A 19,105-nucleotide genomic window follows, 5' to 3' on the forward strand; every position below is an offset into this window, starting at 1 on the left:
CCTACGGTGGGTGGCACAATCAGCAAACGGAACGCTCAAGGAACAATAAGGAGTGATTTCGAGTCATCTGTGCGTCCATTTCGTGCCGGCGAAGCTGCCTACGAGCGATCCATCGCAATCGATGCGAGCACCATCGGCGATATCACTATCACTGTTGCCGTGAGTGCGGAACGTACTGATGAGTTGGCTATTCTGGACAGTATCTACGCTGCGGCCGAAGGATACCCGTTCTTCCCGTTTCGGGACAAATCGCACGACTTGACGTACGAAGACAGCGTTGAGTTCTTCGAAACGGTCGTTCGGGAGAATAGTCAGTATCTGAAAGCAACTGCTCATCTCGGTCAAGACGGGTCTGATTCAGAGCGTGTCGAAGCTGTCCAGTCTGCAGTTCTCGCTGAACAGGTGGGAGTCGAAGATACGCTTATACTCCTCGACGGTAACGAGGACAAAGCAGAGCGGTTTGGGCGCGCAATGATTGGGATTACAGATAGGTGCCCACCGATGGCGACCTGTATCCAGTCGGAACTATACTATCCAACATCTCTTCTCGCCGACCTTTGTGCGAGTCATCTTGCATACCAAATCGACCATCCTCGCCACTGTTCTGAGGTGACACCGACCGCCCCAGTAACCAAAGAGGAATTCAACCATCTCTGGGGACCGGCATACAACAAGATCGTGAACTCCTCCACTCCCGTATCCACGGAAGCAATTGAGCAACGAAGGGCAGAAACCGTCCCAACGCGGATGAACTGTTGGTTCGAGGGTGTGATGGGCGGCGGTGAACCAGTTCAGTTCGAATCCTCTGTCCGGCCAATTGTACAGTATGCTCGGAGAGAAGGCTATGAAGATCTCGCTACCCGTCTTTCTGAGGTGTAGAAGTCAGATGCGTTTCCTGTGCCCACGTCCGTCTTCGACGCCTATTGGCTTGCGCCGCCAGGCTTGCGGGCCATGGTCACACAGGCTCCACGCAGCACCTTTGCGCTCATACAAATATACCGTACGACAGCATATAGAACTTTGCATCGCTACCGGTAGAGAGACTGTAGACAAGGAATCCACGATTCATCAAGCCCGAACCGCCTGACAGCACAATTACTTAATGCGCTGCTGAGAGAGTCTAATTCAAGAATGGCAGGTCCAGGCCAAATTCCCGGCCGCTACAATCTCATCATCGAGGGTGAGTACGATGCGTTTGACCACCAGATACCGGTCCAAGAATTCCTCCAGCGACTCAAAGACGACGATGTCCCCGATAAGGTGAGCGTCGTCGGCCTCGCAGACGCCTTCCGAAATGACGACCTCATTACGGACCTTGCCCGTGAGATGGATCGCCGAGCAAACGACCTTGAGTATCAGAGCCCCACTGTACAGTTCGTGGTCGACGGGTCGTTCCATCGAAGTGGGAAGACCTACGACCTCCGAGACGGAGACGAGCTTCACTCACTGCAAGAAGTGTTCGGACCGCAACTGGAGCGAAAGGAAGACGGGGACTGGTTGGTTACGCCGTTCTGATTGTGGCCCCTGACAACCACGAGAAGCGTATCGGCTCTGACGCAGTCGCTGTGGAGTCAATCATAGTTACGCTAGTCTCTGTGTTTGTTTTTGGACTTGGTACTGAATGGAATTATTATTGGATATTTCAGTTCGCCCTTGGATTAGTCCTTCTAATAATGTTACTTCGAGTGATGGCTAACAGAGCGACAGCCCCCGATCTCGGAAAAATCAAACGTTCTGTTAGATGGAGCGCCAAGCTGCTACAAGTGGCTCTTATCGGAGCAATTGCGGCTATTAGTATCTATATTGAAGCAGCCTTTCAAATTCTGCAGCCAGTTGTTTCGTTTGTTGGCCTAAGTATCGGTGTCTCTCTCTTTTTTGTACTTCTCGATGAATTTATTTTGGGTGAATATGTAGAGACGTGGCGGAGAATTATTTATCAACAGACTGGCGAAAATCCAGTCGGTCGACTACTCCGGTCTACCGCGGATTACTGTCGTAATATGATTGAAGTAGTAATGGATAAAGAGTCATCGCCTCGGCCGGAAAATACACTCAGAGGTATAGGACTCATAACGGTACTGGCGTCTCTATTTCTCCTCGTCAGCTTACCTGTTGGAATTCTAGTTACCGAGTTGTTCAATGACTTCGGAACCGCGATTTTAGTGATATTCTCGATAGTCCTTCACCGAGATTTGACTCGATACATATACATCAACTATGGTGCAGCTACCTCATTTGAAGAATTAAAATGGGGCTTGAAATGGGAATTTGTCTGGATTATTTTCATTAGCGGTCTGGTTGCGGGTGTTCTCGGCTATATTCCAGCGACCGTTCTCTCACTATAACTGGTTAATGTACCATGATAAGAAATTATAACAACTTGAATGGCCCTTCCTTCTCGACTTCACCCGAACCATTCACTAAGAAATAAAGGTCGATCCACTCTTCTCCGTCTTCCCGACAGAATACAGGCACACAGGTCGTCGCGTGCTCATACCGGTCGGCGCACTTCAGCTCGATTTGCTCCCGCGTCCAGCCCCCCTCCTGCTCCAAGTCATACCGATTCCGAACGTCGTAGGAGTGTTCGTCGGCGGCGGCCTTGATCACACGGAGCGAGAAGTCCTTGGCGTCCTTGAACGTGAACGGCCCGCTCATCTGCTTCGCTTGGTGCAGATCTGATTCGTCGACGCCGTCAAGGCACAGTTCGTACTCTGCGACAACTCGGAATGCATCGAGCTCGGGAACATCCTCAGCAAGTACCTCGTGGAGATATCCGTGGACGACGCTGTCGTAGGCATCGAGAGAAAACTCAGTGGGTGAGAGTATCTGCAGTTCCGCGCCAGTCTGAACCACGCGACGGCGCTTCGGTTCCAACAGCGGACATAAGAATGCCAAGCGGTCGGCGTGGAGGAGGTACGCATAGCTGAACAGCCGCGACCGCGACGTAGAGTCCTTCACCGGGTCATGTCCTTCCGCATAGTACTTCGAGTCAAGCACAGCAAGCGTCTCCTCGCCTTCCTGCAGCGCGTGGTCGGGCTGGTGAGAGACTTTCCCCTCGCCCTCAAAGGGATTGACTGACGGCGATCTGACCGGCGTCACGTCGTCGAGTTCATCGAGGTGGTCGTAGGACTTGATATTCGATAGTTCGCGCTCGATGACGACCTGCGAGTACTGCTCGAACAGTGATTCCATGTTGAGCACGTAGTCGACGACGAGTTCTCGCGGCCCGTCACGGAGCTGCTGGCCGAGCGACGACGACATGATGGCCTTGGCGACGTCGAACGCCTTTCGGTAGTACTGACGTTGCGTGGGCAGGTCGTGTAGGGAGAGTTGACGATACTCGTCCATCCGGTCCAGCCCGCTGCCAACGCCCATGCTCTCTAGGCGCTCCACTTCCCGGTGGACCTCGGAGAAGATTCGATCATACGCCGGGTGGTCGTTCTCGGCGGCATTTTCCCGGAATAACCGTATGAGGGTCTTCCCGGCGTAGTGCAGCAGGGAGTTCGCGGCGTTGTCGTACTCCGTCTCGTTGCGTATCCAGTGTGGCTCCAGATTCCCTCGTGCGTGGTTCATCAACGTCTGCTCGACATCGATTTCCCCGCGACCGTCGAGGCTGTCGAGCCGCCGGATGATAAGGTCCCGAATGTAGCCGTTACGCTGTATTGTTTCCAGCCCGTCGAGGTAGTTGATCGCCAGCACAACGAACACGTCGTCAAGGTGGATGTCGTCCGAGAGGAAGTCCTGCAGCGGGATGCCGTGATATTCGATAGACCGATTCTGGTCATATACCGCCAGCAGCATATCGAAGATGTGCTCCCATTCGATCTTGGGATCGACTTGGATCTTCGACGTCGGTGTCAGGCTCACCACGCCAATGATGTCAGTCGCCTCGACATGGAGGACCTCGTCGTCCTCACCGTCGACGGTGACCGTGACAACCTGATACTCTTTGTCGTCATCGAGTGTGGCTTGGCTCTTCGTGTAGACACCCGGACTCTCCCGCGTGAACGACGCACGACGAAGCTGGTCAGTGATGGATGCCGGACACCCCTCTATCCGAATTTCGCCCCGCTCAGGGACGTTGAACGTGTCCTGATCGTACTGATACACTTCGTCGACGACACTCATGAATCGTAAGAGCCCATCTGCCGCCGCTCTTGTTCGAGTTCCCGTTCGGCAAGTTCGGCTGCCGGCGAGAGGTCGAAGTCCTCGAATTCTCCGTTCAGAGCACGATAATGTTCTGCGATACGCTCGACCTGCGGGAATGCTGCCGCGTTCAGGAGCCGCGGGACAATGTATGTCCGGAACGCCTGCCCAACAGCGTCGGTCTGATCATGCTCGTATTCTCCACCTTCCCGGCAGGCGACGCCGAGGAACACAGCGACGTCGCGGTAGTGCATCGGCCCGAATCGCATGATCGAACCCTGTGAGGTCGATTCGTGACCGTGGTTGATACCCTTATAGTCACGCTCGAACAGGCGGAGGATGTCACTATCCTCTAAATCGGTCTGTTCGCTAACGTGCGTGGTAATCCAGTCCTTGAACAGCTGTCGGCGCTTGTCCTCCTCGTACTCGTCGAGTTCGATCATCGCAAACCGACGGGTGATGGCGTTATCCAACTCGTTGACCGTCCGGTCGGACATATTCATCGTGCAGATGATGTTTACCCGCTCGTCAAGCTCGATGGTCTCGCCTTCGTCTGTCTCGAAAATCGTCTGGTGGGGATTCTCGATAGCAGTGTACAGCGGGCCGAAGATTTTGGAGATATCCGCCCGAGTGATCTCGTCCAGAATGACGCCATACTCGACGTTGAATTTCCGAGCACGCTGGACGGCTTCCGAGACGCAGCCGAGTTTGGTCCGATAGCTCAGTGAGTCACCCGTGTAATCAGGACTGATGCCTCCTATGATGTCCGACGGCGTCCACGATGGAGTGGCCGTGTGGAGCGCGTAACCGATGCCAGTCTCGCGCGCGAGCTGCTTGGCGAACGTCGTCTTGCCTGTCCCCGTTGGGCCATAGAGAACGACTGGCTTCCCTGCTTCAAGGGCCACTTTCGCGTTCCGCATCACATCTTTCGGGACAAGAATGTCTTCCGGGGTTTCGTCACCACGGAGGCTAACCACACGCTTGAGACGATCAGAAGCAATTGGGGACTGTAGAACTGCGCGCCGTACTGCTCCGAGCCCTCGCTGCCCGTCGTGACGGGTATCCAGTTTCTCTTTCTCGATAAGATATTCGAGAACATCCTCGCTCTCTGCGTTCTTGATAGCGTTGACGACTTCGTCTTCGACACGCCGGAGAATATCGATTTCCTCCTTCGCGTCGTCAAGTGAGTAGGTATCGTTGGAGGTTGTAGCCATTTACAAACACACGTTGATGAAAGTATATAAATCCCACATGACTGCGAAATGGTGAACTGGTCGTGCTTATCCCTGTAATCAAAGCTGTCTATGCAGGTAGAACAGAAAACTCGATAAAAAGTTCAGATAGCTCCTGCAAAAGTGAGTAGAATAATTACTCGATTGCTACCTATTATATATCAATCCCGCTCATAATTTGCTTCGAGGATAGATCTGAAAGGTCGATGACTGTAGAAAGTTCTTTGACCACTTCTTTAGCGACAGATTGCAGTTCGATTTCGGGTACAATAATCTGGTAACGATTTTTGACGAACGCATGAAACTCCTCTACCTCTTGTTGTACAGTCTCAATAAGATCATCTACTCCGTCGTCAGAATTGTCCTGCAAGATTTGTACACTCTTGACAGTTACCTGTGCAAGGTACGAAGCAAACTGATCCGCGCTACGAAGTGCTTCTTTGGTAAATCCTCGAATCGCATAATGTACTTCGCTCAGTGTGAGTCTATAGAGAAGTTTCGACGTAGATCGCAACCGATAGAGGTAGTGATTGTTGAGATACCGCGTTCCTTTCCAAGCGGTCTTGTAATTGAGTGGGGTAGTGAATAAGAAACACTCTACAACAAATAGACCGATTGCTCTGTAGAAAATACCGAACTGTTCCTCTTTCACTGCTTGCAGTGACTCTGCCCTCTTCGAAGCGTCCCGCAAGGTATCCGCAGCTTCTACTAGATTCCACCCAGCAATCGCCACGGCTACAACCGAACTGGCTGTCGCCGCGGTACTCGCCATCCGGGCAAACTTCCCATGTCCGAGATTAATTCCAAGGTCATCCTCAAGTACCTCAGTGAGCTTCCGAAGCCGACGTAGTGTTGTGGTATCGATCTCTTGCTCTGCTCGGATTAATATACGATCACCTTCTGCGAGACTTAACTCCAAGCTGCTATCGTGTACCTCAGACAGGGCACCGGCCAAATCAAGCGCTGGTCTTCGCGTTTCGACTCTCGCATGGCGGTACAATCCGCCATCGAGATGGCTTACCGCTAAATTAACACGGTCAGTATCCAATTCGCCCACAGTCTGCTAGATAGTGGAAATGTATTTAATACTTGTCGGTGAAAATAAATGCAATGTCTGGTGACGAAGATACCGACGAAATACCTCTTTATCGTCGTAACTTTTTCCGACTGTTAGGTGGGACTATCGTCCTCGGCACCCTCGTGAGTATGGTCGATGAGGAGCCACCCGATTTCTCCAGTGAAGTGTCTGAACTACAGAATTTGGCCCAGACTATTGACTCAACTGATCTTAGAGACCCCCAAAATAACTCTATGCTGCAGTCGTCAATAGCTACAACGATAGAGTCGGTAAATAGCTCACTCTCTGAGAAGGAGATAGAACCGACTGGAAAAACTCCATCTTCAACACCTGCGGTTGGAGCTAGCAATATTAACCAAGCTTTAGAGTACTATCAAGAATTGCAGCAAACTTTGGACGAGGGGGAGTCTCTCAGTGGGAAAATTGAAAGCCGTGAGATTAATACTTTGAATAGTGAGTATTTCAACGGTCAATCAAACCAAGATAGGAACCTTCCTAATGTGGAGTCATCCATTTCTAAATTTAGCAAAACAGTAGCTACACATACTCGCAGTGAGTGGCCACCCTCAACACAAAAACTCTTACCTGATCTTGATAGAGTCAGTTCGCGGCTGAACCGACAGAGAGCCATATATAAGAAACACGCTGATATGCAAGAGCGGTTCCTGAAGGTGATTCTTTCGCTCAATAGTGGTATCGACGCTTTCGAGCGTTCGTCTTTCGACTCTGCGGGCCGCAACTTCCAGCGAGCGAATAATAAGGCAAGTGTGCAGATCAGTGATTCTCTGAAGGACTACAAGGTAACGTCATACTCGCTGTCACTGGGAAACTACAGTCAGATATTCAGGCTGTATCGACAGGCTGCCAGCAATATGGCCGCTGCTTGTGCTGAAGGAATGAGCCGGGAAGAGCGTAATCAAAAGATCGATCTCGGCATTAAAAAGCAATTCAAGGCAAGAGATATTTTTGCTGGCGGTGTGTCATTTTAGTTGCTGAATTGCTTGGAAAAGCGTATCTACAAATACTGGAATTAACCTGTATGTTCGTCCCTGAGATTTTTCTCCAAGGAATTGGTCGTGGTTCCACAAGCTAATGTGGATGCACAGCCGACGGAAGTCTGGTAACGGGGTATTCGGCTATGTTGTTTTCGAGGTGTGCCGACGTCCTGTATGTTTCTAGTATTTGCTTGGTAGCTGCTGGATGCGGGTGTACTGGTTGTCGAGCTAGCTACCGCCACCGGCACTGGGAGAAGTATCTGAATCCCACACGCCTACACCCCCCGTCGTCAACTTGGTCAGAAGACTCTCTCCGTGAAAGAGAGTACAGTAGTATCAATAGATGGGTTAAAGAGTCTTTCTCGGCAAAATACAGGATGAAAAGGGAAGCCCTCTCAACAGTTCGGCGACGACTCTTACTCGAGTTAGCTATTTGGGTCAAGTATGTAATAAACCACAGCTATTGTCACAGACATCGACACCGCCTGAATGGGCATCAAATCACCCAGTAACAGGGTGAATGCAAGGAAAGCAATGCCGGTTAGGATACCGGCCAGAACTGCGAATTTCCCCCGCGAGAGAGTACGTATCCGCGCATCTACGCGACGGTAGAGATGCTTCACGGTACCAATAGAATATCAATTCTCCCAAATAAGTCTAATCAAGTTGCAGACATACCGAGCGCCATATCTCCCCTCCATCCCTGAAATACTGAGTAACGACTTACTCAACAAGTCGCTGTACCGGTCAGTACAGTGACTGTAACTCGCAGGCCACAAAAGCTCTAGTGGTGATCAGAATTGGTTGTGAGCGTGACGTTCGGTTGAGTTGAAACCAGACTCTGAAAAAGGCACTCTACCGATCATCGGCCCTATGTGGCGTCGGCTTCCCCGTTCACCAAGCGATACACTCCGCGCAGCAACAGGATGGCCCCCGCAAGCCCAGCCACGATGCTGAGTGGATCCACGAAGGCACATACCCAGCAGCTATTTGATCCAGTGCCTATAGTGTATATCGTCCCGTTTTTTTCGACGTAGGTATAGTCCATCGTGTCACCGGGATAGTCGAAATCTGGCGGTGACTGATGCACTGTGGCAGCCCCATCAGCACGGAGTGCTTGGTCGAACACGTCTTGGCCCGCTGCTGAAAGGTTATTGTAACTGACTACCTCGGCATCGGGAGACACTTGCGATTGATTCGTCTCGGTGGTGTAAGCCGCGTTCGTCGGCTCCGAGGCAGCACCAATGAGTAGACCGGATATGATGAACGATACTACTGCAAATATAATGAGAGCGCGGCCACTGAAGCGATTTTTCGATGTTGATCCCATTTTATAGAATCACTGAAATAAGACGGCTTTTTAGTAACCTAACTCATCAGCCGAGTTAGCGATTCCATCTTCCATGCAAGTGGTCATATTCGTTGTGGCTCCGCTGGCGGTCGTCACTGGTTCAGTTGATTCTTCCGCACATAAACTGAACGGCTATTACACATCATCACTCCAAGCAATAAACCACGCCTAGAAGGCGAATCGATACTTGGCTAACCAACAGTAGCGGTCGAGATCAACCGTTGTTGGTTAACGCCTCACCGCGTTTCACAGCGATTTTGACGACCTCTCTAAACACGAAATGATGTCATCAGAGCTCTCTTGCAGGACACATGACTTGATCTGGCCGAGTACGACTGTATGCCACCAGAACCCTACGATAGCTCCCCGCGACGCCGTTCATACTCTTCACGCTCTTCCGCCCACTTGTGTTCGCTACCGGGTGTCGGATCGCCAACCCATGCCAGAAACCGCTCGGTCGCCTCAAAGGGCAACGCCAACCGTCGGTCCCATACCATGACCTCGTAGCCCTGTTCAGCGAGCGCCTGCTTGCAGGCTCGTCGCTTGGCGTCGTCAGTGATCGTCCAGGTGGCTCGTGGTTGCGTCGAGCTGCCGGGCCACTCTAATCCACCGTCGCAGGCGTACCACAGACGCGCGATAGGCTTCGTTAGCGTCCAGTCCGCTGGGGGCCCATCCGTCCACGTCCAGTACCGGCCAAGAGTGGGATGTGAAAGCGTCCGAAGGCGATACGCACCGTCCGTGTCGCGCGTGACTCCACGGACGAGCCAGCCAAGTTGGTCGCGAATCCATTCGATGTGTGCCCGCCGCATTGAGGCAATCCGAAGCGCCGGCGGGCCGTCATTCGGATTGTCAAGATTACCGTCACCAACCAGACACCCACGAATCGCCTCGTGCTGGGCCGCACCCACATCCGGATACGAACACTGTTGATTGCGCGACCAGTGCTGGGCGAGGCGCTGGAACTCGTTCTCACACTGGTTGCAGACACCCCCACGGGCATCCACGACCCACTCGCTCATACCCACCGCTGTAGATGGAGCGTTATGTAAGTGCCGTGCTTCCCACACGACTGGGGTTCGCTCAACAGTTAGTCAGTAAAGGTGGGCTATCGCTTGAGACCGTCCGCAAGTGTCAGCTAACCCCGTGAACACTACCCTCCAGTCACCGCCGAAACGAACATGAAGCCCAACGAGGACAATCCCCGCACTCTATCCCGATGTTGCCAGAGATCAACCCGCTGTAGATTGGTCTTACAGACAGCAAGCCACTTCTCAGTATTATAACTGCTCGTCTTATGAATCCTCGTCTGTTGGCCGGCTCGACAGCCGGTCAAACCGGCTTTGTGCGTCTTCATTCCGCGTTGTTGTCGTTTCTGGGTCATAGTCGGCTACGGCTATCTCACCATCCTCGACAGTAACTGATAGAACCGCATATCCACTCTGTTCAGTTTTATTTCCCGCTCGCTCGGCATCGCAGAGTTGACGACACGGGTGTGTGCGGCGACATTAACAATATGAGAGTGGTCCACGACCCGAGCAACGGGAGGTTCTGATTTCAGTCTGGCTCTCCTAATGCCTCGCTTTTGCCCTTCTATGAAGCTAGCCTAATGATGTTCTATTAATCAAATTCCATGGCTATCTTATATCCAATTGCAGTAAATATACTACTAGTTATCACTATCAATATTCTTTCCTAACTGCCGCAATTTCTGATATACGGTTTGGGATCTCTGCGGCTGATAGACTAGTTGATTAAACTACTAGTTGATATACTAATAGATTTTTTACTTAGCATTAGCATTCATGCGGCACGAAAATTACGGCATTGCCGAGTAACACTACCTATCATAATCTAGCACTCTTAATTTTGTTCACAAGTTTTTTGATAGTCCCACTGTCAATAAGTGCTGGCGAATTCAGGGCAGGGTTCACCACAAACATAAGAAAACTGATATACAATTGGTAGCGGGTCACCGGTGGGGAATCGGAAAGCAAGCAAGACTGCAAAAACAGAGACATCCATGTCAACACAAACTACAGCATCGACCGCATCGACCTCGGAACCAACACTCTACACGCACGCGAAGCGCCGACTTGCAGACGCATGGCTCACGCCCGGCGTGCGACAGGGGACCCAACTGCTGCTGATTCTCACGCTGTTTGCTGGCTCGGCGATGGGCCAGACTGACGTTGGGAACATCTATTGTGACACGGCTGTCGAAGACGGCGTCGATGTCGTCTTCGGCGCACTGGCTGGTCTTGGCCTGCCAGCAACGATGGTTTTCGTCGGTCGCAGTGGCCTGTCGTATATGCGAGCCTCTGGCAACCCGAACCAGCAAAACGAAGCCCGGCGGGATCTCATCCTCTCGCTGGTCGGCCTCGGCGTCGTTGTGCTGGCAATCGTGGCTCCAGAGCTCATCACGAAGTTTGGGGACAACGTCGGCTTCGGCTTCTCGGACTGCGTGACGCCATTCTAAGCACACGATGCCATCACTCCGCTCACTGTTGCTGGTCGCGGCCCTCTGCTCGCTGCTCTCGACAGCTGCAGCTGCGGGGCCTGCGTCTGCTGGTAGCAACCCATCTCAGATTGAGCGGGGGACGGCAGACTCTCTTGGCGATGTGAGCCACGGTGGCGTGGGGGTACTCCAACAAAACGCCACTGCACCGAATGGCTCCAGCGGCGAGGGACAAGCGAACGACACTGAAAACAACGAATCCAGCGTCCAAGACCCGGTAGGCAACGGAACAGCAGCCAACGGAACCGAAGGCAACGAGTCCACCGAACAGGGACCAGCAGCGAACCAGACAGACGTGAACAGGTCCGTGGAACTCGGCGCAAGGCAAAACCTCAGCGCGCAAGTCTCGTGCTACGAGAACGCCTCGAATCCACCAGCGAACGCGTCTATCGGTGACAACGCGACGGCCGGCGTCGTGCCTCCGAACCGGTCCTACAATCACAACCACACGTTCTTCCGTGCGCTGTGGTCTGGCGACCCCGACCACCCGAATCTCACACGGGCCGACCGGTCAGATGCCGAGAACGGCACGCTGGCCGTCCTGCCATCTTGCACGGGAGATATGCCCTCTCGTGCGCCCTCGAACACGACGCTGTGGAACCGGCCCGAACACGACTCGTTCCGGACTGGAATTGAGGACTCCTCGCGACCAGTCAACGTCACCGACACTCGATCTGGACTCTGGATTCGTGACGCCTATGTCGCGTTCTTCAGCATCGAGCCATCGACCGTTGTCCATCGGCCATCGGGCACAAAACGGCTCGTCCGTCCAAACGGGACTGTTCGTGCTATCCACGACTACCGGGTATTCATCTCGGAGATTTTCGAGGAAGACTTCCGGGTCCTGAACACGTCGACGAACACGACGCTGTATGCCAACGGCACTGCGATGGACAACAGCACCGCTGCTCAGCCGACGCTCAACTACACGAACATCTCTGGGACCACCGACCTCCAACTGGTCACGACGGTCTCGACGAATATCTCAGAGATTGACGATGACGAGATCGACGAGTACGAACTGACGGTCACGGACTCACGCACGGTCCACGTCGAAAACCTATCCGAGCGGGAGATGGTCGTCGAACCCGGCGTCGTCCCGAATGGCAGAGGGGCCACGACTGACGACTATCGTATCGGGACTGTAATCCCCGGCAGCTGGCAGCGTGTCCAGTTTGACAGGGGATACGAAGTCCAGAGCAAGTGGCGGTTCTATACCCGCTCACCGCCCGGCTGGGAGAACTGGTCCGAAAATACGACGACGCCAGTGCGACCGCTCGAAACCCACGCTGTCCGGACTACAGAGGGCCCGGAGGTCACGGTCAACCGCGTCCAAAACGAGAGTTCCGACGGCTGGCAGTTCGTACCGTCGCTGGAAGCGACGTATCCGACGAATGCGACGGGGAACGCAGCGGGGAACACGACCGCTAACGCGACCAACAGGACCACGCTCCCACCAGAGATTCGGATTAATCGCTCAGAGTCGTTTACGAGAACGGATCGGTTCACGATTCGGAGTGCGGAACCGCTCCGGACAGAGAACTTCGAGATCCACGGACTCGTCCGTGGGAACAGCATCGAACAGCCAGCGGACTCGACGAACCCGACGCCGATCCGTGAGGTTAATATCACCTCCGAGGTGGTCAACTCGACCGACAACTCGACGGACCTGCTGGTCCGGGTTGAACCGACGGCTGGCTTCCCGATTGCAGCGGGGAACGTCACGGTCGCGACTGGACAGACTCGAGTTGAACGGTCGCTCGCTGGCGATGATGAGCTTACAGTGACCGTTGACCAAGGCGAAGTCTCGTCGGCGATAGTCACATATCGTCCGAATCAGATCTGGTGGGAGCAAGGGCGTGCTGTCCCAGTCCGGGACACCCAAGAGCGGGTCACATATGAACTCGATCTCCCGGACCTTACGCAGTTCATCGACCTCGCTGTAGTGACACTCCTGACGTTGTTGCCGGCTGTGTTGGTGCTGTACGGCTACGACATCTGGACGAGAGGCAAAATCGTTGGTTGGTATAATCCATGACAAAGCAAGACATACCACGAACCAGCAGTATCGACCGCAGAACAGTGCTCGGACTCCTGAGCGGGAGTCTTGCCGCACTTGCAGGATGCAGTGGCGGGCTGTCTGATAGCAGTGACGGAGGTGACGGAAGCGCCGGTCCGCCGGAAGAGCAGTCCGACTACATCGAAGAAACATCGATTGAGATTGTCGAGAACGGCCGTCAATTGGCACTGGAGGTGGCTGTGACCGATGAAGTCGAGCCGTCATCGGTCAGCATCATCACAGAGTCTGGGCGGGAGTTCGCCAGCGACTACTTCAGTCCCGGCGAGACCCGGACACGTCTCTCGCTAACAGAGGGAGAGGACTCGTATGAGCCGCTGCCACGGGGCCAGCACACGCTCTATCTCCGTGGGGATGAGGTCGAAACTAAACTCCCACTCGAGTTGGGCACTACATTCGAACTTGAGAAAGTCGTTCCTGCCACTGAACATCCAGACATTCGTGAAGGCCTCGGCCACTTGGTGGTTGTTGTCAGGAATGTGGGTGAGCGAACTGGTGCAGCCACCCGCGCATTAATGAACGGGAAAGAAAAGGGCGACGTATTTGTGCCGGTAGAGCCCGGTGAAACCAACGTCGTCAGATATTTTTCCCTCATTGAAGACACCGTTTCCTCCTGCCCGAGAGTTGATGAGACCTCTGAAAGAGATGAGCAATTAACCGTTGAATTCCTTTGGAGCGATCCAGTCACATTCACTCAGACGATCAGATATGAAAATTCATCTGGATGCAAGCGGACTCTGATTGGGACTCCTGAGGAAGCCACCGCGACCTCAACGGAGAAGTAGCAATGCAGGTCGGTAGAGATGTCATACAGCTGCTCATCGAGCTGCTACTCCCAAAACTTGCATCAGCAATTGGGGATGGTCTCACCGACTTCCTCAATGGACTCAAAGGTGATATTACCGAGTATCTGAGCGGGTTTTTCAGAGCCATCATTGATCCGATGGTGGGGACACCCGCCCCTGAAGGACCGAATTCAGCAGCCCCTGTCGACATTGCATTTGAGTCTGCGAGTAATGCCCCGTGGAACTCGCTGATATCGGGCATCTATTTCGACGGAATAGTTGGGTTGGCACTCGGGCTACAGTTCATCGTTCTAGCAATGATTGGAGTGCGCTACGGGTCGATGAACCCGGTTATTCGGAAGAAGCTCCTACGCCGACTCGGAGTTGCCTTCCTCTCACTATTCTTCTGGCTTCCGGTAGCTTCACTGGGGACTCAGTTCTTCAACGCCATCGGTCGCGAGATCTACAAATCCGGTCAGTCAACCACTGAAGTCGCCGCACTAATCAGTTCAGCCGAGCAAATTGCGGAACTCAGCCTTGGGATATTCCTCGTCCTCATTATTGTCGGACTATACGTCTACCTCAAAGCAGCGTTCATCTTCATCACCAGATGGCTGCTGGTCTTCTTGATGACGCTGTCGATGCCGCTGGTCGCGACGTTCTGGGCAGTGGAAGTCTGGCCGCTCAATCGCTTCTCGGGACTGGCAAAGCAGGTCGCCGGCGCGTATCCCGGAGTCCTCGCTGCGGGCATCCCGCCTGCAATCCTGATTCGCATGAGCTTTGAAGCGACGAACTGGGGACTGGCATCTGAACTGTCGCTGTTCATCAGTCTCGTTACGCTGTACTTGGCAGCAAAGTCCCAGAAGGTCCTCATCCAGCGCAGTAGCCGCGTTGCGATTCAGGTCAGCGAGCAGGTTCTTGCCGGCGGCAAAAAGCCAGCAAAGATCGGCGCGGCGGCCACTGGCGCGGCGGCGACAGCCGGCGCTGGAGCCGTTGGTGGCCCCGGCGCAGCAATGGCGACGGGTGGCACGATTCGAGCCGCCTCAAGCGCTGCAAAAGGACGTGTTGGCAGTGCTGCCACGGGAGCCCAGATGGTCCATCGTCAGATGGCAGCCAACCCCGCCGGGATGAACCGCAATTATGGGAAGAGCGGTTCCAACGGCTCTGGAGGCGGTAACGGCGGTGGCGGCGGTTCCGCCCCACCTCCTGCCGGCAGCAGTGGCTCCGGCGGCTCCGGTGGAGGTAACAGCGGTGGTGGCGGTTCCGCCCCACCTCCTGCCGGCAGTAGCGGTTCCGGTGGTTCTAGTGGCTCCGGCGGTTCCAGTAGCTCCGGTAGCTCCAGTGGGACCTCCCCTGGAAGTGCGCTCAACAGCAGGTTCACTAACGGGAGTTCGTCCGGCGGCTCTGGAAGCGACGATACCCCGGTCAGTGAGCGTCAGACGAAAATGGAGCGCCAAACACAGATCAACTCTGGCGATACCAGAGTCTACGAGTCTGAGACAGACCCGCCGTTCTCGGATGGGGAACCCGACGAAAACGGGACCGATACCGACTCTGGTGGGTCCGAGTCGTATGACTCGCTCAAGGATGTGTTTGCAACTGATGCTGACAAACTAGGGCCAGATGCATACCGCGACGGCCTGCCGCCTCGGGAGGATGACGACTAATGGCTGACGAACAAGAAGAATACAACACGAACATCATCCACGAGTCCCTCGGAGACACGACCAACTTCTGGGGAGACTACACGCTCGGGGAACTCATCCTGTTCCTCATCCCGCCGTTTGGCTTCCTCGTTGGGATGGGGATGCCGTTCGTCCCAGCGGCGCTGTTCTTCCCCACGTTGGCCCTCACAGCGGTCGTCGAAGTCTTCCTCTACATCCTCCACAAAGTCCGTCCGGATCACTACCGGCTGACTGAGTGGCTGCGCGTCAAACTGTTCTGGCTCGTCAAAAAGCGCCAGTACACCCACGGCCAGGGCAATCAGGATGCTCGGCAGGTCACACGGTTGGAGCGGATTATGCCCCACGGCATCGAGCGCGTCGACGGAGCATATGTCGGCGCGGTCGAGGTCGAACCTGCCAATATGTCGCTGCAAGACGACGAGAAGTGGAACAAGGCAGTCAAGTCACTCACACGCCTGTCTGAGTCGCTGACTGGGCGAGCGAAACTCCACGTCACGACAGCGGAAGTCGACAACGAATCCCACATCCAGACACATATCGATCGGCTCGAAGATCCCGACGCGAAGAGCCACCCGATCTTCCGGGGAGTCCTGTTGGAGTGGGTCAACCGCTACACCGATGACAGCGGCAACGTTGAGACCGAAACCGAACTCCAGCGCAAGTACTACATCGTCGTCTGGGTCACTGACGGTGATATTCACGACCTCCAGATGGCCGATGACTCCATCGCTGACTATCTAGCCGGGATACCCGTCCTTGGGCGACTGTTCGGTCGATTCGACAGTGATACGCTGACTGATGCCGAGCGAGAGGAGTTCAAGGCCAAGAAACTCCACGACCGGCTTGAGACTGTCGACAGGGCAGTCAACAATATGTTCCGGTGTCGCAGCCGGTCGGTCAGCCCCCACGAACTGGCAAACCTGATCGAAGACTACTGGGCCTGTGAAACGCGGTCCGAGCGAGAGTACGAAGAGGCGGCCTCCGTCTCTCCAGTGACCTACTCTGCTCGGGAACTCATCAAGCACGGCGAGGGAGCAGCAGCCCACGGCGCCACAGAGGGCATGGAGACCGACGACGTCGGTGGGACCGACTACGAGGTCGACGAGACTGACTTCGTCTCACAACTCCACCGGCCCGGAGAGAATCACCGGTCACTGGTCGCGCCGACGGATATCGAGTGGGACGCCGACCACGCTCTCCTCGATCAGGAGACGTACACACGCTGTTTCTGGATCGAGACGTATCCAGAGCATCCGACCAGCGGGATGTTAGAGCAACTGCTGCTGGATACGGACCTTGCCGTCGACGTCTCAATCCACATCGACCCCTACGACTCTGACGCAGCCGTGTCAGTGATGAAAGAGTGGATTTCGTCGCTGAAGATGCTGCAAAACGACAAAGGAGAGCTGGAAGCGGAAGATATCGAACAGGAGGTCAATCAGGCGAAGTACATCCGACAGATGGTCCGCCGGAACCACACGTCGCTGTTCCGTGTCGGCGCGTTCATCCGTCTGACCGCGGAGACCGAGGAAGACCTCCGGAAGCAAACGAACCGGCTTGAAACGCTGCTGCGGGACTCGCCGTCGAACTGCGGCGTCAAGCGAACGACCCGCCGGCAGGAAGCGGGACTGGTGACTGTCTCGCCCATCGGGGCCAATGAACTCGGCCAGAATCGGCTCTCCTCGATGACCGGGGAAGCGCTGGGTTCGCTGTTCCCGTTCTCGTCGAACTACCTCCGCATGGAAGATGGCATCGAGTACGGACTGCACGGCCACAACGATTCATCGCTGTTGATAGACCCATGGGCGCTCGAAACCGGCCACTCAGAGCTGGTGACCGGGATGCCCGGCGGCGGCAAAACACACGGCACGCAGGCTCGGGCGATGCGGATGCTAAAAAAGCGGTCGGATGTCAAGCAGATCTACATCGACCCGGTTGGGGATATGCACGGCAGTGCGCAGATGCTGGATGCAAAGACGATCACAATCAGCGGCGAGACACCGCTGAATCCGTGTGAGATGCATCCGACGCCGCCCCATGTTCTCGAACAGTCCCCGGATATGCAGCCCGTCTCAGCGAAGAAAGACGAAGTGTACGGTGTCATCGAGAACTTCCTGCAATCGCGGGATGTCGATCTGGAGATGCACAGCGGGCTGATCACATTCCTGATCGACAAGATATTCACTGAATCCGATATCGACCCGGACGACCCCTCAACGCATACGCCGGCGAACTCGCCGGACCTGAGTGACTTTCTTGAGGTGGTCGACCGCCTCCAGGAAGACCCGGGAATGTTCCCCGGCGCGACAACCGAATCTTCCCAGCAGAAAATCCAGCAGTATGCGAACGAACTCTCGATTGCGCTGCATCCGTTCCGGCCGGGGAGTACGTTCGGGAACCTCTCGAAAGAGTCGGACTTGCGGTTGATCGACGACAGTAGCAAGGCTGTGTATCTGGACCTCCAGCAGGTCGAAGGCTCGGGTAGTGGCCTCGGCAAGCAGTCGTTCATCATGCAGTTGCTGCTGTCGACGCTGTACCAGCAGGCCAAGAACATGACCCAGAAGGTCGAGATCATCATTGACGAAGCGCACTACCTGTTCAATGACGCTGCGAACTTGGAGTCGCTGAACCAGATCGCCCGCCACCAGCGTCACGCTGGGCTGCGACTGGTGATGCTGTCCCAGACACTCTCGGAGTTCGAGGATAAGGGAGCCGCTGAGGAAATCGCGGGGATGTGCCCGATCAAGGTGCATCATCGTGAGCCAGAACTGGGTGATGAGACTGCGACAAGTGCTGGACTGACAGACGAACAGCAGTCCTACATCCAGCACGCCGAAGCTGGAAAGGAGTCACTGGGCGACGGTCAGGGGTACTCGCAAGCGCTGGTCCGCGTCGACGAGCATGGCGACTACCCGCTGACGATCAAGACGTCGTGGGAGGAAAAGCAGATTATCGACCTCGACGCCGACGCGGAGGACGCGTTTGACGATGTTGTCGCCGAGGTTGATCCTCACGTTGCTGAGTTCGAAGAGTTCGTCCACTCAAAAGCAGTCGAGCAAGAGCTAACGAATCACGGGTTGTCCCCGGAGAAGGCTGAGCGCGTTCTGGACGGACTGGACGAAGATGAGTTGGTGGATGCTGTGTCTGTGGCACTTGACCGGGCACAGCCGGATGCAGTTGTTGCTGATGGTGGTACCGAGGCAGAGACTGATTCGGAGTTCGACAATACGGAGTGATTCAC

Annotated in this window: 13 protein-coding genes; 9 read left to right on the forward strand and 4 right to left on the reverse strand. The window is 54.7% G+C overall.

Annotation, left to right across the window (positions count from 1 at the left end; translation table 11 throughout):
* Positions 1-6 precede the first annotated feature (6 nt).
* The 3 genes from C443_RS02715 (at position 7) to C443_RS02725 (ending at position 2,345) form a co-directional block, all read left to right on the forward strand.
* A complete protein-coding gene (locus tag C443_RS02715; RefSeq protein ID WP_204366041.1) occupies positions 7-879 on the forward strand; it encodes a hypothetical protein in 873 nt (290 codons plus the stop codon).
* A gap of 252 nt (positions 880-1,131) precedes the next feature.
* Positions 1,132-1,515: a hypothetical protein gene (locus C443_RS02720; RefSeq protein WP_005533585.1), complete on the forward strand. Its 384-nt coding sequence runs from the start codon at positions 1,132-1,134 to the stop codon at positions 1,513-1,515.
* A gap of 2 nt (positions 1,516-1,517) precedes the next feature.
* Positions 1,518-2,345 carry a hypothetical protein gene (locus C443_RS02725; RefSeq protein WP_049943856.1) on the forward strand — a complete coding sequence of 276 codons (828 nt, stop codon included), beginning with the start codon at positions 1,518-1,520 and terminating at the stop codon, positions 2,343-2,345.
* Positions 2,346-2,370: 25 nt separating this feature from the next.
* Here C443_RS02725 and C443_RS02730 read toward each other — a convergent pair whose 3' ends face one another.
* The 3 genes from C443_RS02730 to C443_RS02740 all read right to left on the reverse strand — a co-directional run bounded on the left by C443_RS02730 (position 2,371) and on the right by C443_RS02740 (position 6,435).
* Complete coding sequence (locus tag C443_RS02730) at positions 2,371-4,128, reverse strand: 5-methylcytosine restriction system specificity protein McrC (RefSeq protein ID WP_005533587.1); 1,758 nt, start codon at positions 4,126-4,128, stop codon at positions 2,371-2,373.
* Positions 4,125-5,360: an AAA family ATPase gene (locus C443_RS02735; protein ID WP_005533589.1), complete on the reverse strand. Its 1,236-nt coding sequence runs from the start codon at positions 5,358-5,360 to the stop codon at positions 4,125-4,127. The genes C443_RS02730 and C443_RS02735 overlap by 4 nt, the downstream gene beginning before the upstream one ends.
* Positions 5,361-5,532: 172 nt before the next feature.
* Entirely contained in the window at positions 5,533-6,435 is a 903-nt protein-coding gene (locus C443_RS02740) for a hypothetical protein (protein ID WP_318249585.1), read from the reverse strand.
* 53 nt (positions 6,436-6,488) lie between these two features.
* Between C443_RS02740 and C443_RS21065 the strand changes: the two genes are divergently transcribed.
* Entirely contained in the window at positions 6,489-7,445 is a 957-nt protein-coding gene (locus C443_RS21065) for a hypothetical protein (protein WP_152423001.1), read from the forward strand.
* Positions 7,446-9,155: 1,710 nt separating this feature from the next.
* On the opposite strand, the gene C443_RS02760 is transcribed toward C443_RS21065, so the two are convergent.
* Positions 9,156-9,821, reverse strand: coding sequence for a hypothetical protein (locus C443_RS02760; protein ID WP_005533598.1), 666 nt, complete (start codon positions 9,819-9,821; stop codon positions 9,156-9,158).
* 1,001 nt (positions 9,822-10,822) lie between these two features.
* On the opposite strand from C443_RS02760, the gene C443_RS02765 reads away from it, so the two are divergent.
* The 5 genes from C443_RS02765 to C443_RS02785 are packed head-to-tail and all read left to right on the forward strand — an operon-like array spanning position 10,823 to position 19,100.
* A complete protein-coding gene (locus C443_RS02765; RefSeq protein ID WP_005533600.1) occupies positions 10,823-11,278 on the forward strand; it encodes a pilin in 456 nt (151 codons plus the stop codon).
* A 7-nt stretch (positions 11,279-11,285) separates the two neighbouring features.
* Positions 11,286-13,355, forward strand: coding sequence for a hypothetical protein (locus tag C443_RS02770; RefSeq protein ID WP_049943858.1), 2,070 nt, complete (start codon positions 11,286-11,288; stop codon positions 13,353-13,355).
* A complete protein-coding gene (locus tag C443_RS02775; RefSeq protein ID WP_005533604.1) occupies positions 13,352-14,179 on the forward strand; it encodes a hypothetical protein in 828 nt (275 codons plus the stop codon). Before C443_RS02770 ends, C443_RS02775 begins: the two co-directional genes overlap by 4 nt.
* Positions 14,180-14,181: 2 nt before the next feature.
* Positions 14,182-15,846 (forward strand): hypothetical protein, encoded by a 1,665-nt coding sequence (locus tag C443_RS02780; RefSeq protein WP_005533605.1) that lies wholly within the window; start codon positions 14,182-14,184, stop codon positions 15,844-15,846.
* Entirely contained in the window at positions 15,846-19,100 is a 3,255-nt protein-coding gene (locus tag C443_RS02785; RefSeq protein WP_005533606.1) for a VirB4 family type IV secretion system protein, read from the forward strand. Before C443_RS02780 ends, C443_RS02785 begins: the two co-directional genes overlap by 1 nt.
* Positions 19,101-19,105: the final 5 nt, after the last annotated feature.

The sequence above is a fragment of the Haloarcula argentinensis DSM 12282 genome, from assembly GCA_000336895.1.
Lineage (GTDB): Archaea > Halobacteriota > Halobacteria > Halobacteriales > Haloarculaceae > Haloarcula > Haloarcula argentinensis.

What these genes read in the sequence shown, in the direction of transcription:
- C443_RS02720 (WP_005533585.1), top strand. Translation starts at nt 1,132, where the DNA reads ATGGCAGGTCCAGGCCAAATTCCCGGCCGCTACAATCTCATCATCGAG.
- C443_RS02730 (WP_005533587.1), bottom strand. Translation starts at nt 4,128, where the DNA reads ATGAGTGTCGTCGACGAAGTGTATCAGTACGATCAGGACACGTTCAAC.
- C443_RS02735 (WP_005533589.1), bottom strand. Translation starts at nt 5,360, where the DNA reads ATGGCTACAACCTCCAACGATACCTACTCACTTGACGACGCGAAGGAG.
- C443_RS21065 (WP_152423001.1), top strand. Translation starts at nt 6,489, where the DNA reads ATGTCTGGTGACGAAGATACCGACGAAATACCTCTTTATCGTCGTAAC.
- C443_RS02760 (WP_005533598.1), bottom strand. Translation starts at nt 9,821, where the DNA reads ATGAGCGAGTGGGTCGTGGATGCCCGTGGGGGTGTCTGCAACCAGTGT.
- C443_RS02765 (WP_005533600.1), top strand. Translation starts at nt 10,823, where the DNA reads ATGTCAACACAAACTACAGCATCGACCGCATCGACCTCGGAACCAACA.
- C443_RS02770 (WP_049943858.1), top strand. Translation starts at nt 11,286, where the DNA reads ATGCCATCACTCCGCTCACTGTTGCTGGTCGCGGCCCTCTGCTCGCTG.
- C443_RS02775 (WP_005533604.1), top strand. Translation starts at nt 13,352, where the DNA reads ATGACAAAGCAAGACATACCACGAACCAGCAGTATCGACCGCAGAACA.
- C443_RS02780 (WP_005533605.1), top strand. Translation starts at nt 14,182, where the DNA reads ATGCAGGTCGGTAGAGATGTCATACAGCTGCTCATCGAGCTGCTACTC.
- C443_RS02785 (WP_005533606.1), top strand. Translation starts at nt 15,846, where the DNA reads ATGGCTGACGAACAAGAAGAATACAACACGAACATCATCCACGAGTCC.